General features: G+C 48.4%; 12 protein-coding genes. 8 read left to right on the forward strand and 4 right to left on the reverse strand.

Annotation, left to right across the window (positions count from 1 at the left end; all coding sequences use genetic code 11):
• Positions 1 to 149 precede the first annotated feature (149 nt).
• The 5 genes from IX315_RS04215 to IX315_RS04235 are packed head-to-tail and all read left to right on the forward strand — an operon-like array spanning position 150 to position 6,439.
• Complete coding sequence (locus tag IX315_RS04215; protein ID WP_018358021.1) at positions 150 to 893, forward strand: MlaE family ABC transporter permease; 744 nt, start codon at positions 150 to 152, stop codon at positions 891 to 893.
• 2 nt (positions 894 to 895) lie between these two features.
• Positions 896 to 1,624: an ABC transporter ATP-binding protein gene (locus IX315_RS04220; protein WP_134849589.1), complete on the forward strand. Its 729-nt coding sequence runs from the start codon at positions 896 to 898 to the stop codon at positions 1,622 to 1,624.
• 9 nt (positions 1,625 to 1,633) lie between these two features.
• Positions 1,634 to 3,337, forward strand: a complete 1,704-nt coding sequence (locus IX315_RS04225; RefSeq protein ID WP_018358023.1) for a glutamine--tRNA ligase/YqeY domain fusion protein — start codon at positions 1,634 to 1,636, stop codon at positions 3,335 to 3,337.
• 13 nt (positions 3,338 to 3,350) lie between these two features.
• Complete coding sequence (locus IX315_RS04230) at positions 3,351 to 4,742, forward strand: peptidylprolyl isomerase (RefSeq protein WP_018358024.1); 1,392 nt, start codon at positions 3,351 to 3,353, stop codon at positions 4,740 to 4,742.
• Positions 4,706 to 6,439, forward strand: a complete 1,734-nt coding sequence (locus IX315_RS04235; protein ID WP_244973086.1) for an OstA-like protein — start codon at positions 4,706 to 4,708, stop codon at positions 6,437 to 6,439. Before IX315_RS04230 ends, IX315_RS04235 begins: the two co-directional genes overlap by 37 nt.
• On the opposite strand, the gene IX315_RS04240 is transcribed toward IX315_RS04235, so the two are convergent.
• The 4 genes from IX315_RS04240 to IX315_RS04255 all read right to left on the reverse strand — a co-directional run bounded on the left by IX315_RS04240 (position 6,416) and on the right by IX315_RS04255 (position 11,209).
• Entirely contained in the window at positions 6,416 to 8,752 is a 2,337-nt protein-coding gene (locus IX315_RS04240; protein ID WP_211837208.1) for a DUF5686 family protein, read from the reverse strand. The two genes, IX315_RS04235 and IX315_RS04240, sit on opposite strands and share 24 nt — an antisense overlap.
• Positions 8,753 to 8,755: 3 nt before the next feature.
• Positions 8,756 to 9,577, reverse strand: coding sequence for a diadenylate cyclase CdaA (cdaA, locus tag IX315_RS04245; protein ID WP_211638788.1), 822 nt, complete (start codon positions 9,575 to 9,577; stop codon positions 8,756 to 8,758).
• A gap of 68 nt (positions 9,578 to 9,645) precedes the next feature.
• Entirely contained in the window at positions 9,646 to 10,497 is an 852-nt protein-coding gene (gene folP, locus IX315_RS04250; RefSeq protein ID WP_211638787.1) for a dihydropteroate synthase, read from the reverse strand.
• Positions 10,498 to 10,906: 409 nt separating this feature from the next.
• Positions 10,907 to 11,209 (reverse strand): hypothetical protein, encoded by a 303-nt coding sequence (locus IX315_RS04255; RefSeq protein ID WP_033408805.1) that lies wholly within the window; start codon positions 11,207 to 11,209, stop codon positions 10,907 to 10,909.
• A gap of 220 nt (positions 11,210 to 11,429) precedes the next feature.
• On the opposite strand from IX315_RS04255, the gene IX315_RS04260 reads away from it, so the two are divergent.
• The 3 genes from IX315_RS04260 to IX315_RS04270 all read left to right on the forward strand — a co-directional run bounded on the left by IX315_RS04260 (position 11,430) and on the right by IX315_RS04270 (position 16,454).
• Complete coding sequence (locus IX315_RS04260; protein ID WP_018359146.1) at positions 11,430 to 13,106, forward strand: putative transporter; 1,677 nt, start codon at positions 11,430 to 11,432, stop codon at positions 13,104 to 13,106.
• A 158-nt stretch (positions 13,107 to 13,264) separates the two neighbouring features.
• Positions 13,265 to 14,476, forward strand: a complete 1,212-nt coding sequence (locus tag IX315_RS04265) for a phosphoglycerate kinase (protein WP_211837209.1) — start codon at positions 13,265 to 13,267, stop codon at positions 14,474 to 14,476.
• Positions 14,477 to 14,627: 151 nt separating this feature from the next.
• Positions 14,628 to 16,454, forward strand: a complete 1,827-nt coding sequence (locus tag IX315_RS04270; RefSeq protein WP_211638783.1) for a Na/Pi cotransporter family protein — start codon at positions 14,628 to 14,630, stop codon at positions 16,452 to 16,454.
• Positions 16,455 to 16,469 lie beyond the last annotated feature (15 nt).

The raw sequence follows: 16,469 nt of genomic DNA on the forward strand, positions 1-16,469 counted from the left end.
GGCGAGACAATTTGTGTCCGATGGCAACTAGCGTTTTATGGAAGGGCGAGGGGCATTGTTGGAGCGCTAGAAGAGCTAGTGGGCGCCCTCTTGCTACTTGTAGCTAAATTTGTATCTTTGTGGATATTATATAATAATGTAGGAGATAGATGGGTGCAGTACTCGAAAGCATAGGAAAGTATGTGGCGTTGCTCGGGGAGGTATTTAAGCGTCCCCAGCGTATGCGTATGTTCTCTCGGGAGCTTGTGCGTGAGATTTATGTCCAAGGGGTTGGCTCTATCTGGATTGTATTTCTTGTCTCCTTTTTTATCGGTGCCGTACTGACGATGCAGTTAGGTATCAATATGAGCCACCCTTTGATTCCAAAGTTTACTATAGGTTATGCCGCTCGTGAGATCGTGATTCTAGAATTCTCGAGTACGATTATGTGCATGATACTTGCCGGCAAATGTGGAAGTAGTATCGCTAGCCAGATAGGCACAATGCGTATCACGGAACAGCTAGATGCCATGGATATCATGGGGGTAAATGCTGCGAACTATGTGATCCTCCCCAAGATTGTGGGGATGATGCTCTTTGTGCCCATCCTCGTATTGATAAGTATCATGGTGGGGATAGGGGGTGGCTATCTCGCTTGTCTTGTATCGCCCAATATCCCTATCAGTGAGTTCGAGGCAGGATTGCAGCTCACATTTAAGCCCTACAATGTGTTTTACTCTATCGTAAAGAGTGTGGTATATGTCTTCTTCATATCCTCTCTGGCTTCCTATTTCGGCTACTTCGTGAAAGGTGGAGCGCTAGAGGTAGGGCGTGCGAGCACTCAGGCGGTGGTGATGAGCAATGCGGCTATCCTAGTAGTAGACTTAGTACTCACCCAATTAATGCTCGTATAGGTATGATAGAGGTACATAATCTGCATAAGAGTTTCGGGGAAAAAGAGGTGCTGAAGGGGGTGAATACGACCTTCAAGCCTGGGGAGTGCTCTCTTATCATTGGCAAGTCGGGTGTAGGGAAAACGGTATTGATGAAGTGCGTGGTGGGGCTCGAGACCCCTACAAGTGGCGAGGTGCTCTATGATGGTAGGGACCTACACCAGATGTCGCCACGGGAGACCCGTAAGCTGAGGCAAGAGGTGGGCATGCTCTTTCAGAACTCAGCGCTCTTTGATAGCATGAATGTCTTTGAGAATGTGCTCTATCCGCTCGATATGTTTTCCAAGATGAAGCGGGGGATGAGGCTAGATAGAGCCAAAGAGTGCCTAAGGCGGGTGCAGCTCTATGACGCTCGCTACAAGTATCCTGGGGAGATAAGCGGAGGTATGAAGAAGAGGGTAGCTATTGCGCGTGCTATTGCCCTTGGGCCTAAGTACCTATTTTGTGACGAGCCTTCGAGTGGACTAGATCCTGAGACCTCGAAGCTCATCGACCAATTGCTTAAGGAGATTACTCGGGAGGGTATGATAACGACGATTGTGAATACGCATGACATGAACTCGGTGGCTAATATTGGCGATCATGTGCTATTCGTGAATGGCGGTAATATATGGTGGGAAGGGAAAGGTACAGAGATTGAAAATTCAGGAGACGAGGTATTGAAGAACTTCGTCTTTATCAGCAAATTGTAAAGTATATATATGGAGAAGGAAGTAAAGGGTGTCGGTGAAGTGGCACAAGAGAAGTCACTTAATTTTATAGAGCAGATAGTGGAGGAGGATCTACGCAATGGCTTAAATGATGGGCGTATTCAGACTCGCTTCCCACCCGAACCTAACGGATACTTGCATATCGGGCACGCCAAGGCGGTTTGTATAGACTTTGGTATCGCTCAGAAGTACAACGGTGTCTGTAATCTCCGTTTTGACGATACCAATCCTGTGAAGGAGGATACGGAGTATGTCGATGCAATAGAGGCGGATATCAAGTGGTTGGGATTTGAGTGGGGTAGTGTATATTATGCTTCGGACTACTTCCAGCAGCTTTATGACTTCGCTGTACGCCTGATAAAGGAGGGTCGTGCCTATGTCGATGAGCAGAGTTCGGAGCAGATAGCAGCGCAGAAGGGTACTCCTACTCAGCCAGGTGAGGATAGCCCTTACCGCAATCGTCCGATAAGTGAGAGCTTAGAGCTATTCGAGAAGATGCGCCATGGCGAGATTGCTGAGGGCGCTATGGTATTGCGTGCCAAGATAGATATGGGGCACTCCAATATGCACTTCCGCGATCCTATTATCTATCGAATTATTCACCACCCTCACCACCGTACGGGCAGGGACTGGAGTGTATACCCTATGTATGACTTCGCCCATGGTCAGAGCGATTACTTCGAGGGGGTTACACACTCTATCTGTACGCTGGAGTTTGTGGTGCACCGTCCGTTGTATGATTATTTTGTAGAGCTTCTCAAGGCGGATGAATATAGACCTCATCAGTATGAGTTCAACCGCCTCAATCTCACCTACACTATGATGAGTAAGCGCAAGCTTATGGAACTGGTGAGGAGAGGTCTGGTACATGGATGGGACGACCCTCGTATGCCTACGCTGGTAGGGTTGCGTCGTAGAGGTTATACCCCTAGGAGTATCCGCAACTTCGTAGATATGATTGGCTATACCAAGTACGATGGTACGATAGATATGGCTATGCTAGAAAGTGCTGCTAGGGAGGATCTCAATAAGGTATCGAACCGAGCAGCAGTGGTGATGGATCCCGTGAAGCTCGTGATTACCAATTATCCCGAGGGACAGGTGGAGATGATGTCGGTAGTGAATAATCCTGAAGCTGAGGCGGTGGAGAAGCACGAGATTGCCTTTACCCGTGAGCTATGGATAGAGCGTGAGGACTTTATGGAGGATGCTCCTAAGAAGTACTTCCGCCTTACCCCTGGGCAGGAGGTGCGTCTGCGTGGTGCCTATATCATCCAGTGCACAGGATGCAAGAAGGATGAGGAGGGCAATGTAGTAGAGGTATATGCTACCTGTGATATGGAGAGCAAGACCGGTATGGTCAATGCCAATCGTAAGGTGAAGGGAACCATCCACTGGGTGAGCACTGAGCATGCGCTACCAGTGGAGCTGAGGATGTATGACCGCCTATTTATGGCGGAAGACCCTGCATCGGCAGATGCTGAGGACTTGGCAGACCTCCTCAATCCCAATAGTGAGGTGATTATCCCAACGGCTTATGCCGAGGAGTGGCTAAGGGATGCGCAGCCTGAGGATCACTTCCAATTTGTACGTAAGGGCTATTTCGCTTGCGACAAAGATTCGACTAAGGATAAGCTCGTATTTAATCAGACTGTAGGTCTGCGCGATACTTGGGCAAAGGAGAAGAATAAGTAATGCATAGAAGGATATGAAGAATAAACTAATACTAGGGATAATCGCTGTGGCGATACTCCTCGGGCTAGGTTCGCCAGAGGCGTCGGCACAGACAAAGAACCGCTCGGGCGTCATCGACGAGGTGGCGTGGATTGTGGGCGATGAGGCGATCTTACTCTCCGATATTGAGCGTCAGAGGCTGTACTACGAGTCTATGGGGCAGCACTTCGAAGGGGATGCACGTTGCCTTATTCCCGAGCAGATGGCGATACAGAAGCTATTTCTGAACCAAGCTCAGATAGATAGTATCTATCCTAATGAAGCGATGGTGAACCAGGCGGTGAACCAATGGATAGAGATGGTGACTAATGAACTCGGTAGCCGTGAGAAGGTAGAGGAGTATCTGGGGCTCAATATGGCGCAGATACGTGCCGACCGTCGGAAGGTGGTGTCGGAGGAGTCTGTAGTGATGCAGATGAGGCAGAAGCTGGTGGGGGATATCCAGGTGGCGCCATCGGAGGTCAACCGTTTCTATGACACGGTGAATAAGGATAGCCTGCCCTTTATGCCACAGACAGTGGAGGTACAGATAGTGACCCAGCTGCCTAATGTGCCTCTGAGCGAGGTGGATCGTGTGAAGCAGCAACTCATCGAGTATACCGAGAAGGTAAATAAGGGTGAGATGTCGTTCGAGACACTTGCGCGTATCTACTCGGAAGATAGCAATACCGCACTTAAGGGCGGTGAGATTGGCTTTGTTGGCCGCTCGGAACTAGAGCCAGAGTTTGCCAATGTTGCCTTTGGTTTGCAGAATAAGGACAAAGTGTCGCGTATCGTGAAGACGGCAAAGGGCTATCATATCATGCAATTGATAGATAAGCGTGGCGACCAAGTTAATGTCCGCCATATCATGCTTCGACCTAAGGTGGCTAATGACGACCTTATAGCTACTACCAGTAGAATGGACTCTATCGCTCATCTCATAAGTGTGGATAGCCTGCCTTTCGATGTCGCTGCCCGTATGTACTCTTACGATGAGGACACCCGCCTAGGTAATGGACAGATGGTCAATACCAATGAACAGAGCCAGTACTACGGTACTTCGCGCTTTACGATGGAGGACCTTCCACAGGAAGTCTCTGCTCAGATTGCCAAGCTGCAGGAAGGCGAGGTGTCACAGCCATTCACCATGTTGGACAAGAATAAGAATACTGTAGTGGCACTTGTGCTACTAAAGCGCCGTGCGCCAGGTCACCGAGCCAATGTTGTGGATGACTATCAGATTATCAAAAACATCGTGCTCCAGAAGAAGCAGAACGACACACTCAATGAGTGGATACAGAAGAAACAGAAGACCACTTACGTAAGTATTAGTCCTGAGTATCGCCAATGCAAGTTTCAGTACCCCGGGTGGTTGGCGGAGTAGTCTTAGGACTACTATTCACCATCTTCGTTACTCGTGCTATGAATAGCAAAGGGTTGGTTACCTCTGTAGCCAACCCCTTTGCCGTGGATACCGCTACTAAGAAAAGTGCCAATGGCAAGGAGCGTATCTTCATAGAGAATGTAGACGTATGGAGGTTCGACCAAGCTATCGATAGCCAAGCGCAATTGCTTGTGGGTAATGTCGTGCTCCGGCACAACAACGCCTATATGTACTGTGATAGCGCTAAGCTATTCCAAGAGCAGAATAGGTTTGAAGGCTACAACAATGTCCGTATCGTACAGGGCGACTCTTTGGAGATTACCTGCAACTATATCGACTACGACGGCACCACCATGGTATCCCGACTGAGGGAGTTCGTAGTGATGAAGCATGGCGACAATACCCTATACACCGATAGCCTCGATTATGATAGAGTCTCTGGACTAGGGTACTACTTCGATTCGGGCTCTATCACCGATACGCTAAATGTCCTGAGCTCCATCTACGGAGAGTACGATACCAAAACGAAGAAAGCGGTATTCCAGAACGAGGTAGTACTGGATAACCCCAACTTCAAGCTCTATACCGATATCCTCCATTACGATACCGAGAGTAAGCTAGCCAATATCACAAGCCCTTCTCGTATTGTAGGCGATAGCGGGGTAATACTCACCTCGCGAGGCACTTATGATACTGCCAATGATCTTGCCTACCTTATGAATCGCCCCGTAATAGAGTCGGGCACTCGCTGGATGACGGGAGACTCTATCTTCTATGACCGTGGTGCGCAAAGGGCGGAAATATATGGGCACATCAATATGAAGGATACCGCTGATCAGGTAGCGCTCAGGGGCAATTATGCCGAATACCACGAAGAGACATCTTATGGCTATGCTACCGACAGTGCGTATATGGCTGAGTATTCTGGCGAAGACACTCTATACGTCCATGCTCACATATTAGAGATGATTAAGGTCGATAGCGTCTCTAACCTGATTAAGGGACGAGGGAATGCGCGTCTCTATCGTGAAGATATGCAAGCGGTATCGGATTCTATCCTCTATTATTCTGCCGATTCAGTGATGCACTGGGTAGGGCATCCATTTGTATGGAGTGGCAAGTCTCAGGTAACGGGTGATAGTCTCTCTATCTATATTAAGAATGGTGCTGTAGACTATGCCCATATCCGCGAAAATGCCTACCTGTCCAATAAGGTAGATGATAAAGAGCACTACAATCAGATGCGTGGGCGAGAAGTCCTCGCCTACTTCTCCGATAACAAGCTTGACTCTGTATGGACTCGGGGTAACGCTGAGGTCATCTACTACAGTCTAAACCAAGATAGTGTACCAACCGAGCATATCAAGTCGCAGAGTAGTGCTATCCTGATGCAGTTCGAGAAAGAAGAGATATCGCTTATCAAACTACTCGACCGTACCGTAGGTACCATGACTCCTATAATCTTATTGGATCATAGTCAGCTCTTCTACCCTGGATTCGTGTGGTTTCCCGAAGGGCGTCCTACTAGTTTCTTAGATATCTTCCGCACTACCCCTAAGCCCAATGTCAATACTTCACAGCCGGCTGATGGACAACAACCTCAGGCAGAAGCGCCTCCTTCGGAATTAGCACCCAGGGCATCGGTAGCCGAAGCAGCAGCCGAAGCACCTCCACTAGAAGTTAAGGCTAAACCCTAGTTTTACACCCCACTGACCTCTTGAAAAAGAGGTAAGTGGGGTTAATCTTCTATAGACATCCACCCTAAGTGCCCTGAAAATATTCTCCAGACCGAACCCTACCTCTCCATAGAAGTCCTTACTCATCTCCTGCGAGTGGGTCGGGAGCAAGAACAGCTCCTCACCTCCCTCTTGCCTATTCTTCTTGGTCAGATTGCCGTACATCATGTTGGCAGTCAACACACCCCTTAGTCCCAGATGCTTTACCCATGGGATGCGGTCAAATACCAACCCTCTCATGTGATACTCAAGAAAGGCAGTTCCCCATTCATCAGCCACAAACTCTAGAGGGTTGAGGAGGTTAAACGAATTATTCCTATGCAATATATCGCTATTAGTTGGTGGCGTATAGAGGATAGGGTAAGGCACAGCGCTCCATATCTTACCTATGCTGAGCTGGTAGTCCAACCTTCCCCACTTCCCCATCCATAGTCTTTGTTCCATACTCAGCTCCGTGCGCTGCCTATTATAGTCGCCTCCAAATTGCTTTGAAGCCCATTCGTGCTTAAGCCTATACACAGGCACTTCTCGCTGTATCCTAGAGTCGTGGTGGTACCTCTGCATAGAGCCCTCAAATATCCTCTCACTTGGCGACCACCGAAGCTCTACACCCACCACGGCGTCCCGTATCTCCGACAGCTTCTGTATCGAACCATCCCCATTAATCCTCACATACTCCAGATTACCCTGAGGTTTATCTTGGAAGTAGTTGGCATACACATTGAGTGATAGGTCTGGGCTGAAATCATTAAGGTACCGTATAGAGTAGGTCTTCCTATACGACCGAGAGGCGAGGTAAGAGACCCCCACATCGTAGAGGATATTGGTGCGATCGGTATTCTCAATCACCTGCCCTGGTACATTGAGGTCATACTTATGGTTAAGCGAAATCTCGTGCCTAGGGTACTCTTCTTTGAAGTAACGCTTCGGGTGGAAGGAGTGGGTATAGGTGATACCATACTTCCACCGCTCATCTCTAAAGCCATACGCTGCATAGCCTTCTATAAAGTGCATCCGAGAGAAGAAGCCTGTGGTTCTCCCCCCGAGCGTGAGCCTGAGTCCCTCCACTCCATTGTAATACACCATCTCATCGATAGGACCAATATCGAAGTGGCTTCCACCATACACCTTGCTATAGTCCCACCCCGTACGTAGATAGTTAAGCCCTATCATATCCGCTACCTCTAGCACAAAGCGTTGCCACGATAGCTTCCTAAACTCATCCATAAAGTGGCGCAAGCCCTCATCGGTAGCAATCAGTTTCTTCGCCTTAAGTTGGGACATCAGCAACTGAGACCGCTCATCATTAGTGAGGTCTTGGTACTGTTTCAAGGCGTAGACGAGTGTACTATCCGGTTGCTCGTACTCGTAATCACTGTACTTCCTATTGTGCTCCACATAGGCTGAGAACATCTTTAGGAATAGCTTCATATCTGCAGTCAAACGCTCTTCTACCAAGTGCCAATGCCCATTTTGCTCTCCGTACCACTGCTGTACCTGTAGCTGTTCCACGAAGTTGACATTGGTCATCTTGGGGAATACCAATACCGCCTGTAGTAGATGAGGCTCCTCTCCAGAGGCTATCTGTAGCCGTCCTGTAAAGCTCGGGGCATGTGGATTTCTTGGGATAAATTCTACGATCTGCGCTATCTTGCCATGCGCAATAATGGTATCGGTTAGGTAGAAACGATAGTTCTGCCTCGCCTTAGCGCCTAGAGGTGTAGGGAACTCCGTCTGTAGCATCCTCACCTTAGGGTCGAAGAGGTCCAGCTCGGGCAGAAGCTCCTCTAGCCTTATCGTATTGGTGCCATCATTGAAGTTTTGATCAATACCCATTAGGTTGCTATAGACCACAGCCTCATTGGTCTTACCCTGTTTGGCGTTATAGCCCTTGAGGGTCACCTTCACCCTCTTTGAGAGAGGCAACACAGCTGAGCCATCCATCTTGGAGTAGCTCAAGTATTGCCCGAAGAAAGGTGCTACCTTCGAGAGAACCGTCTCCCACTTATCCATACCCGCCAGCGAGAGCGATAGTTGATCTACTTGCTGGTAGCTGTGGTTGCTCTGGTACTTGCGCCGTTGACGCTCAAGCTCTGAAACCCTCTCTATGAGTGCTACAGCAGGATTATCCTCTTGGTACTTAGCTTTGTCGCCTATGACCGTGAGCACAGGCATCATGATTGGTTGGCGCTCATCGTTAGGGGTCTGGGCAAAGGTGTGTTGCCAACAAAATAGGAGCACAAGCCCGCATATTATGATACCCCAACGACTCATCGCTTATCCCCTTCCCGTCTTGGTGATTATTGTACCTATCTTACTCAGGTCTATGAAGCTGGGACTGAGAAATTGCTGCAACTGGTCTGTATCCACATTGGCAATCATCTCGCCACGATAGGCAATAGATATCTCACCTCTCTCCTCGCTAATAATGATTACCTTGGCATCCGTTGCTTGCGACATCCCTAGCCCCGAGCGGTGCCTAAGCCCCATCTCCTTGGGAAGCTCTTGCCCCTGCGCTACTGGCAAAATACATGCAGCAGCTACAATCGTGTAGTCTCGGATAATCATAGCGCCATCGTGCAAAGGAGCATTCTTGAAGAATATATTCTCCATCAAGCGAGAGTTGACCTTGGCATTGATAATCTCGCCCGTGTGGATGTATTGCTCCAAACTCGTCTCTTGCTCAATCACTATGAGCGCTCCAGTCTTTTTCCTCGCCATATTGGCACAGGCAAAAGAGATCATTCCGATAAAGCTCTGCCCTCGGCTTATAGAGGCATCCTTGTCCGTCCTGAATAGCTTCCGGAAGAAACGCCACCTCTGAGTACTACCCAGTACATTTAGGAACCGCTTGATATCGTCTTGGAAGATAATGACAATCACCACGATACCCACACTGAATAGAGCGTCTAGGATACCCCCCAATAGGCGCATCCTCAGGAGTTGCGATGTGACTACCCATATTACGATAAGTGCGATGATACCACCGAAGAGCGTGCCACTACCACTCTTCCTCAGCACATCGTACACGTAGTAGAGTAGTAGCCCTACTAGTAGGATATCCAAAAGGTCCTTAAACGAAAATACCAGCCAGTCCATGCTTCCTCAGGATAGTGATTGGCTCCCCTCTCTTTAGGGCAGGAGAGCACATCACGGTTCATTGTTTATTACTTCTTCTTCAGTAGTTTTACCATCTTCATTGCCTCCCATGCCTCACGTACATCATGCACACGGAGGAAGTGAGCTCCTTCGAGTAGCGCAAAAGTGTTCAGCACCGTGGTGCCATTGAGCGCATCGGCAGGAGTGGTACCGAAATAGCGGTAGATCATACTCTTTCTACTAATCCCTACATACAGAGGATAGTCTAGAGCCCTAAACTTCCCGAGGTCTCTCATCAGTTCGTAGTTTTGCTCCGTGGTCTTGCTGAAGCCAAAGCCCGGATCCAGTATGATATTCTCCTTGCGCACACCCAGCTCCCTCAGCTTCTCTATCGTAACCAATAGCTCTTCTATTACCCCATCAGCTACATTCCCTTTGTACTCGCAAAGGCTTTGCATCGTCTTGGGCGTACCACGCATATGCATCAGTATATAAGGTACATTTAGCTCAGCGATGGTTCGTAGCATTTCAGGGTCGATAAGCCCGCCCGAAACATCGTTGATGACGTCAGCCCCACCGATTTCTACCGACTTGCGTGCCACCTCAGCTACAAAGGTGTCCACGCTCACAGGGATATCCGGGTAGTCTTTCTGCAGTATCTCCAGTACGCCACTCACACGGCGCCACTCCTCCTCGGGTGTCACCTCAGCCGCATCAGGTCTACTACTATAGCCCCCTACGTCTACCATGGTGCCCCCCTCCTGTATAATCTCCTCTATACGCTCGTGTATAGCGCGCTCACCGGCTATCCTACTGCCCGAGTAGAAAGAGTCTGGAGTATGGTTTAGGATACCGACAATCATCGGCTCCTCCGTTAAGTTGTAAGCCTTCCCCCTAAAGTTCATCACCACGTCTTGCATATCTGCTGTCCCCTAGTTTAGTAATTTAATTCTTACAAATGTACCCAAAAACTCCCGATATATCGAACTAAGTCTACCGCTATCCTATATCATTTCGAGGCATTGTGGTGCCGCTACACCTAAGCTATTACCTTGATAATCAACCTTTATTATAGGTCTGAAAACCCTGCGATAGCGAGCAGCTATTTCGGAGACGGCGAGGGGGCAAATTTATTCCTAGAGATAAATAAATTTATTTGTACAGATAAATATTTTTATTCCTAGAGAAAAATAAATTTATTCCTAGGAATAAATTTTGCTACTTGCGCGAGCCACAATGCGTGCTATGGATAGTGCGGTTATCGCTAGCCGTAATAGCTATCGATAACCGCACCAATTGCCTCCTCCCCGAGGGTGTCCACCGAAGAGTTTAGAATGGAAGGGCTTGCTGTACACCTGCCTTAGCTACCCTAAGACCACTCTTTGCGATTTCCTCCATTTGCTCTACGGTATATTCCTTCTCATCGAACTTCTTCAATCCCTCGACCGCTTTCTTATACTCGTCAACAGCCTTATCGAAGTCTGCCTGATCCCCCTTCTCCTCAGCGATCTTCTCTACCTTCATAGATGCCTTTACCACCTTGTCCACTGCGCCCTCTGGAGTAGCGGTACATGCTGTAAATGCAAACATCGTCATAGTGGCTACGAAAGCCAACATCATTTTCTTCATCATATCTCTTACCTACTCTATTATTGGATTTTCGGCTTCCTCCTAAATAATAATACTGTAAAATCACCAGTTTTGCAAATATACGATATTCTATCCATATCCTTTACATAAATAATGACACGACACCCTATCTTGCTTTCAGGGACAACCTTAGGGCATATTCTAGATATTGGGTACCTTTGTGCTAAATGTCATCAAAAACAAATAATTTCATCAACGATCTATGGTTTGGTTGCAGCAGCTTTTCTTTGGAGGTGGCGTAGCACACTCTCTTTTGGTAATGGCGCTTACAATTATGACGGGGTTAATACTTGGGCGAGTGAAGATCTTCGGAATCTCACTCGGTGCTACCTTTATTCTCTTCGCCGGTATACTTTATGGAGAGCTCGGGATGAAGGTGGACGCTGGGATACTCCACTTCTTCCAAGAGTTCGGACTTATCCTATTTGTCTTTGCCATCGGTTTGCAGGTAGGGCCTAGCTTCTTCAGCAATTTTATGAAGGGAGGTCGAACCCTCAACCTCCTAGCCACCCTCAATGTATTACTTGCCGTGGTAGTGACTGTAGTCATCTACTTCCTCTCTGGCGTACCCGTACAGACGATGGTAGGCATCATGAGTGGCGCTATCACGAATACCCCTGGTCTTGGAGCTGCACAGCAAGCATTCAATGATATCACAGGCAACTCAGACCCCTCTATCGGTATGGGCTACGCAGTTGCCTACCCTCTTGGCGTAGTAGGCATCATCCTCTCCATGGTGCTGATCAGAGCTATCGCGAGAGTAAACATCAGCAAAGAGGAGCACCAGCTACAGGCTGAACGTGCCGAAGAAGAGCTCTCAGCGATTCCTCTTTCGCTAGAAGTCCAAAACCCATCCTTATTCGGATGCAATGTAGAATCACTCACAGAGCTACTCCGCGGGCGCCACTTCGTGGTTTCTAGGATATGGAAAAAGGCTACCGATGAGATTCAGATAGCAGTGACGAGCACGGTACTAGAGGAAGGAGATAGGATATTTGTTATCACGGAGCAGCCCAATATCGAGGCGCTAGTCATGACCGTGGGTAGAGAGCTACACATAGATCGTAAGCGCTGGATTCCTGAGGACTCCAAGTACATTGCAAGAAAGGTGGTAGTCACTAGGAAAGAGGTCAATGGTAAGAGCCTGAAGAGCCTCAACCTGAGGGCACTCTATGCGGTAAATGTAACGCGTATCTACAGAGCTGGTGTGGAAATTGTGGCATCGCCCAACTTCATCCTTCAGTACGGCGACCGCCTCAATGTAGTGGGTAGCGACGCTGCCATAGAGAATGTCATCCCTATTTTTGGTAATTCCGTGAAGCGTCTCGATGAGCCCAATCTCTTTACCATCTTCTTGGGTATTGTACTCGGTATCATGTTTGGATCTATCCCTATTATGTTCCCTGGCATTCCTCAGCCTGTGAAACTAGGTTTGGCAGGCGGTCCACTTATTGTCGCCATCTTCATAGCACGCTTCGGATACAAAGTACACCTCGTATCTTATACCACCACGAGTGCCAACCTTATCCTTCGTGAAATGGGTATCAGTATCTTCCTCGCCTGTGTCGGCATCAACGCAGGTAACGGATTTATCGATACGATAGTGAACCAGGGCGGTTTGGCTTGGGTAGGGTATGGTCTCTTGATTACGATGATTCCTCTACTGGTAGTAGGTTTCATAGGTCGATTTATCCTAAAGCTCAACTACCTACAGATAGTAGGAATGATGGCAGGTGCTACTACCGACCCTCCTGCCCTAGCCTATGCCAATAGCCTATCGGACAACGAGGCTTCTGCCGTAAGCTATGCTACGGTATATCCGCTTACGATGTTCCTGAGGGTACTCGCAGCACAGCTTATGATTATATTCCTACTCTAAGCACAAGAGCAGCAAGAGAATAATAGAATGTGAATAGTGACCAACGTAGGTATCATCCTATACGTTGGTCACTATTCGTATTATCACTAAAATAATAAGTATATTTGCGTGGTGATTAGGTAGAATAAATACTTCAAACAATATAAGATTCAATTACGATGGCTAATATCGAGAATTTTGACTTTAGGGGCAAGCGCGTCTTTGTACGCGTAGACTTCAATGTGCCCATGGATGAGAATAAGAAGATTACCGACGATACCCGCATGCGTGCGGCACTGCCAACACTTCAGAAGATTCAGAAGGACGGCGGTCGCCTTATCATCGGCAGCCACATGGGTAGACCCAAGGGGGTAGATAAGCAGTTCTCTCTCGACTACATCCGTCCACACCTAGAGGAGCTATTGGGTACGCCCGTTAAGTTTGCCGACGATTGCGTGAGCGACGAAGCACTCCAGATGGCCAACGAGCTAAAGGATGGCGAGGTGCAACTCCTAGAGAACCTCCGTTTCCACGCCGAAGAGGAGGGTAAGGGCAATGGCAAGGCAGGGCAGCCTGCATTCACTGAGCGCCTAGCCAATATGGCAGACGTTTATGTCAATGACGCCTTTGGTACTGCACACCGTGCACATGCATCTACAGCGCTTATCGCAGACCATTTTGATGCCGACCACAAGATGTTCGGCTTCCTTATGGGTAAGGAAGTAGCTGCAGTAGAGCGCGTGATGGACAAGGTAGAGCGCCCATTCACCGCTATCATGGGTGGTAGCAAAGTCTCCAGTAAGATCGAGATTATCGAGAATCTAATGAATAAGGTAGACAACCTAATCCTCACCGGAGGCATGGTGTATACCTTTATGAAGGCTCGTGGGGGTAAGATCGGCAACTCTATCTGTGAGGACGACAAGCTCGACCTCGCGCTAGAGATAGAGCGTAAGGCTAAGGAGAAGGGTGTAAACCTAGTACTTGGCGTAGACTCTGTAATTGGAGACGACTTCTCCAACGACGCCAATACCCAAGTTGCAGATAGCAACAACATCCCTGATGGTTGGGAAGGTCTGGACATCGGCCCTAAGACACAGGAGAAGTTCGCTGCCGTTATTCGCGACTCCAAGACCATCCTGTGGAATGGCCCATTCGGTGTATTTGAGTTCGACACTTTCGCCAAGGGCTCAGAGGCAATGGCTAAGGTAATTGCCGAGACTACCGCTAAGGGCGCCTACTCTCTCGTAGGTGGTGGTGACTCTGTAGCGGCTGTCAATAAGTTTGGTCTTGCCGATCAGATGAGCTACGTATCTACAGGCGGAGGTGCCCTCCTCGAAGCCATTGAGGGCAAAGTACTTCCAGGCATCGCCGCAATCAATAGGAAGTAAACCGTAATAGCGCTATTACAAGAGGGTCTGATAAGGCATTTGCCTTGTCAGACCCTATTTTATGAACATATTTAAGACTTTTCCTTTGCTACTCCATTACGATTTAGCTAAATTTGCGGAGTAATTATGTTTAGGGAAACAATAGTAAGAAATGGATTACGGTATTCTTGACTTTATCCACCTCATTGGCTCGCTCGGCATCTTCCTCTACGGAATGAAGATAATGAGCGAAGGGCTACAAAAGGTGGCTGGCGACCGCATGAAGAGTATTCTCTCTGCAATGACCTCCAATCGTGTATTCGGTGTATTTACGGGTATTCTTATCACCGCACTGATACAATCATCCTCAGCGACTACGCTCATGGCCGTGAGCTTTGTCAATGCCAGCCTACTTACGCTAGCCCAGGGGGTCAGCGTCATTATGGGAGCCAATATAGGCACCACCGCTACTGCTTGGATTATCTCACTCTTAGGTTTCAAGGTAGACGTCAGTGCCTTTGCCATTCCCCTCATTGCCGTAGCGATACCATTTATCTTCTCCAAGAAAGCTAGGATGAACTCGTGGGGCGACTTCATGCTCGGCTTCTCGCTCCTATTCCTGGGGCTTCAGTTCCTCAAGGAATCTATGCCCGACCTTCAGAACAACCCCGAGGCGCTCTCATTTCTCCAGACCTATACCAACCTAGGCTTCGGATCGGTACTCATCTTCCTTCTTATCGGTACTATCCTCACCTTCATAGTGCAGAGCTCAAGCGCCACAGTCGCTATCACCCTCGTGATGTGTAGCCAAGGATGGATCCCCTTCGAGATGGGCGCAGCGATGATCTTAGGAGAGAATATCGGTACTACTATTACCGCCAACCTCGCTGCCCTTAGTGCCAATTACAATGCTAAGCGTGCCGCACTCTCACACACCCTATTCAATGTCTTCGGTGTGGTATGGGTACTCTTCCTTTTCTTCCCAGCTATCAACCTCGTTTCAGGTATTGTAGAGAGAATAGATGGCTATGACCCTCGCAACCTATTCCCTATGATTGCCGACCTCAATGCTCGGTTCCAGCCTGGCGACGTAGCCATGATAACGGGCAAAGACCCTATTTTCGATCCCGAGCTGAGTCGTTTGCAAGCCACCATACGTAGCTCTGCAGGCGCCATCAGTATAGGGTTGTCGCTCTTCCACACGATGTTCAACATCTCCAATACTCTAGTGATGATCTGGTTTGTGCCAGTCATCGTGAAGATATGCAATAAGGTTATCCACCCTTCCAAGAAGGCTGCCGAGAAAAAGGAGTATTCCCACCTACAGTACCTTTCTACACGTATGCTCTCCACAAGTGAGCTATCCTTGCTTCAGGTGAATAAGGAGATTGTCTCCTTCGCCGATAAGGGACTAGGCATGCTCCGAATGGTTCGCGAGCTGAGCAATATCCAAGAGCGAGATCAGTTTGAACTCGTCTTTACCCGCATCGATAAGTATGAGCGCATCTGCGACCGAGTGGAGATAGAAATCGTGCAGTATCTGACAGAGCTATCCCGAGGAGACCTGAGTGGAGAGTCACGCCACAAGGTTCAGAAGTACCTCCGTATAGCTAGCGAGATAGAGAGCATCGGGGACTCCTGCTTCGAGATAGCCCGCATCCTCCGACGTAAGCTCGATGATGGCATCAAGGAGAACCCAATCATTGCCGCACACCTAGGCGTACTTCATGAAATGCTCGAGAATATCCTCAATCACATGAAAGGCGTACTAGAGGACAATGAAGATAATGCTCAGGACATGCTACTTATATCTCAAGACCTAGAGAAAGCACTCAACATCAAGTATAAGTTCCTAGTTACTGAGAACCTAAAGGATCTGCAGGTCAATGCTTATCCATACCAAGACTCAGTCTACTACCTCGATATCATCGACGAATACGAGCGAATAGGCGACTACGCTGTCAATGTAGTAGAAGCATTTATCGGCGAAGAGAAGTAATCGCCAATGGTAATC

It is taken from the genome of Porphyromonas levii, from assembly GCF_018206105.1.
Lineage (GTDB): Bacteria > Bacteroidota > Bacteroidia > Bacteroidales > Porphyromonadaceae > Porphyromonas_A > Porphyromonas_A levii.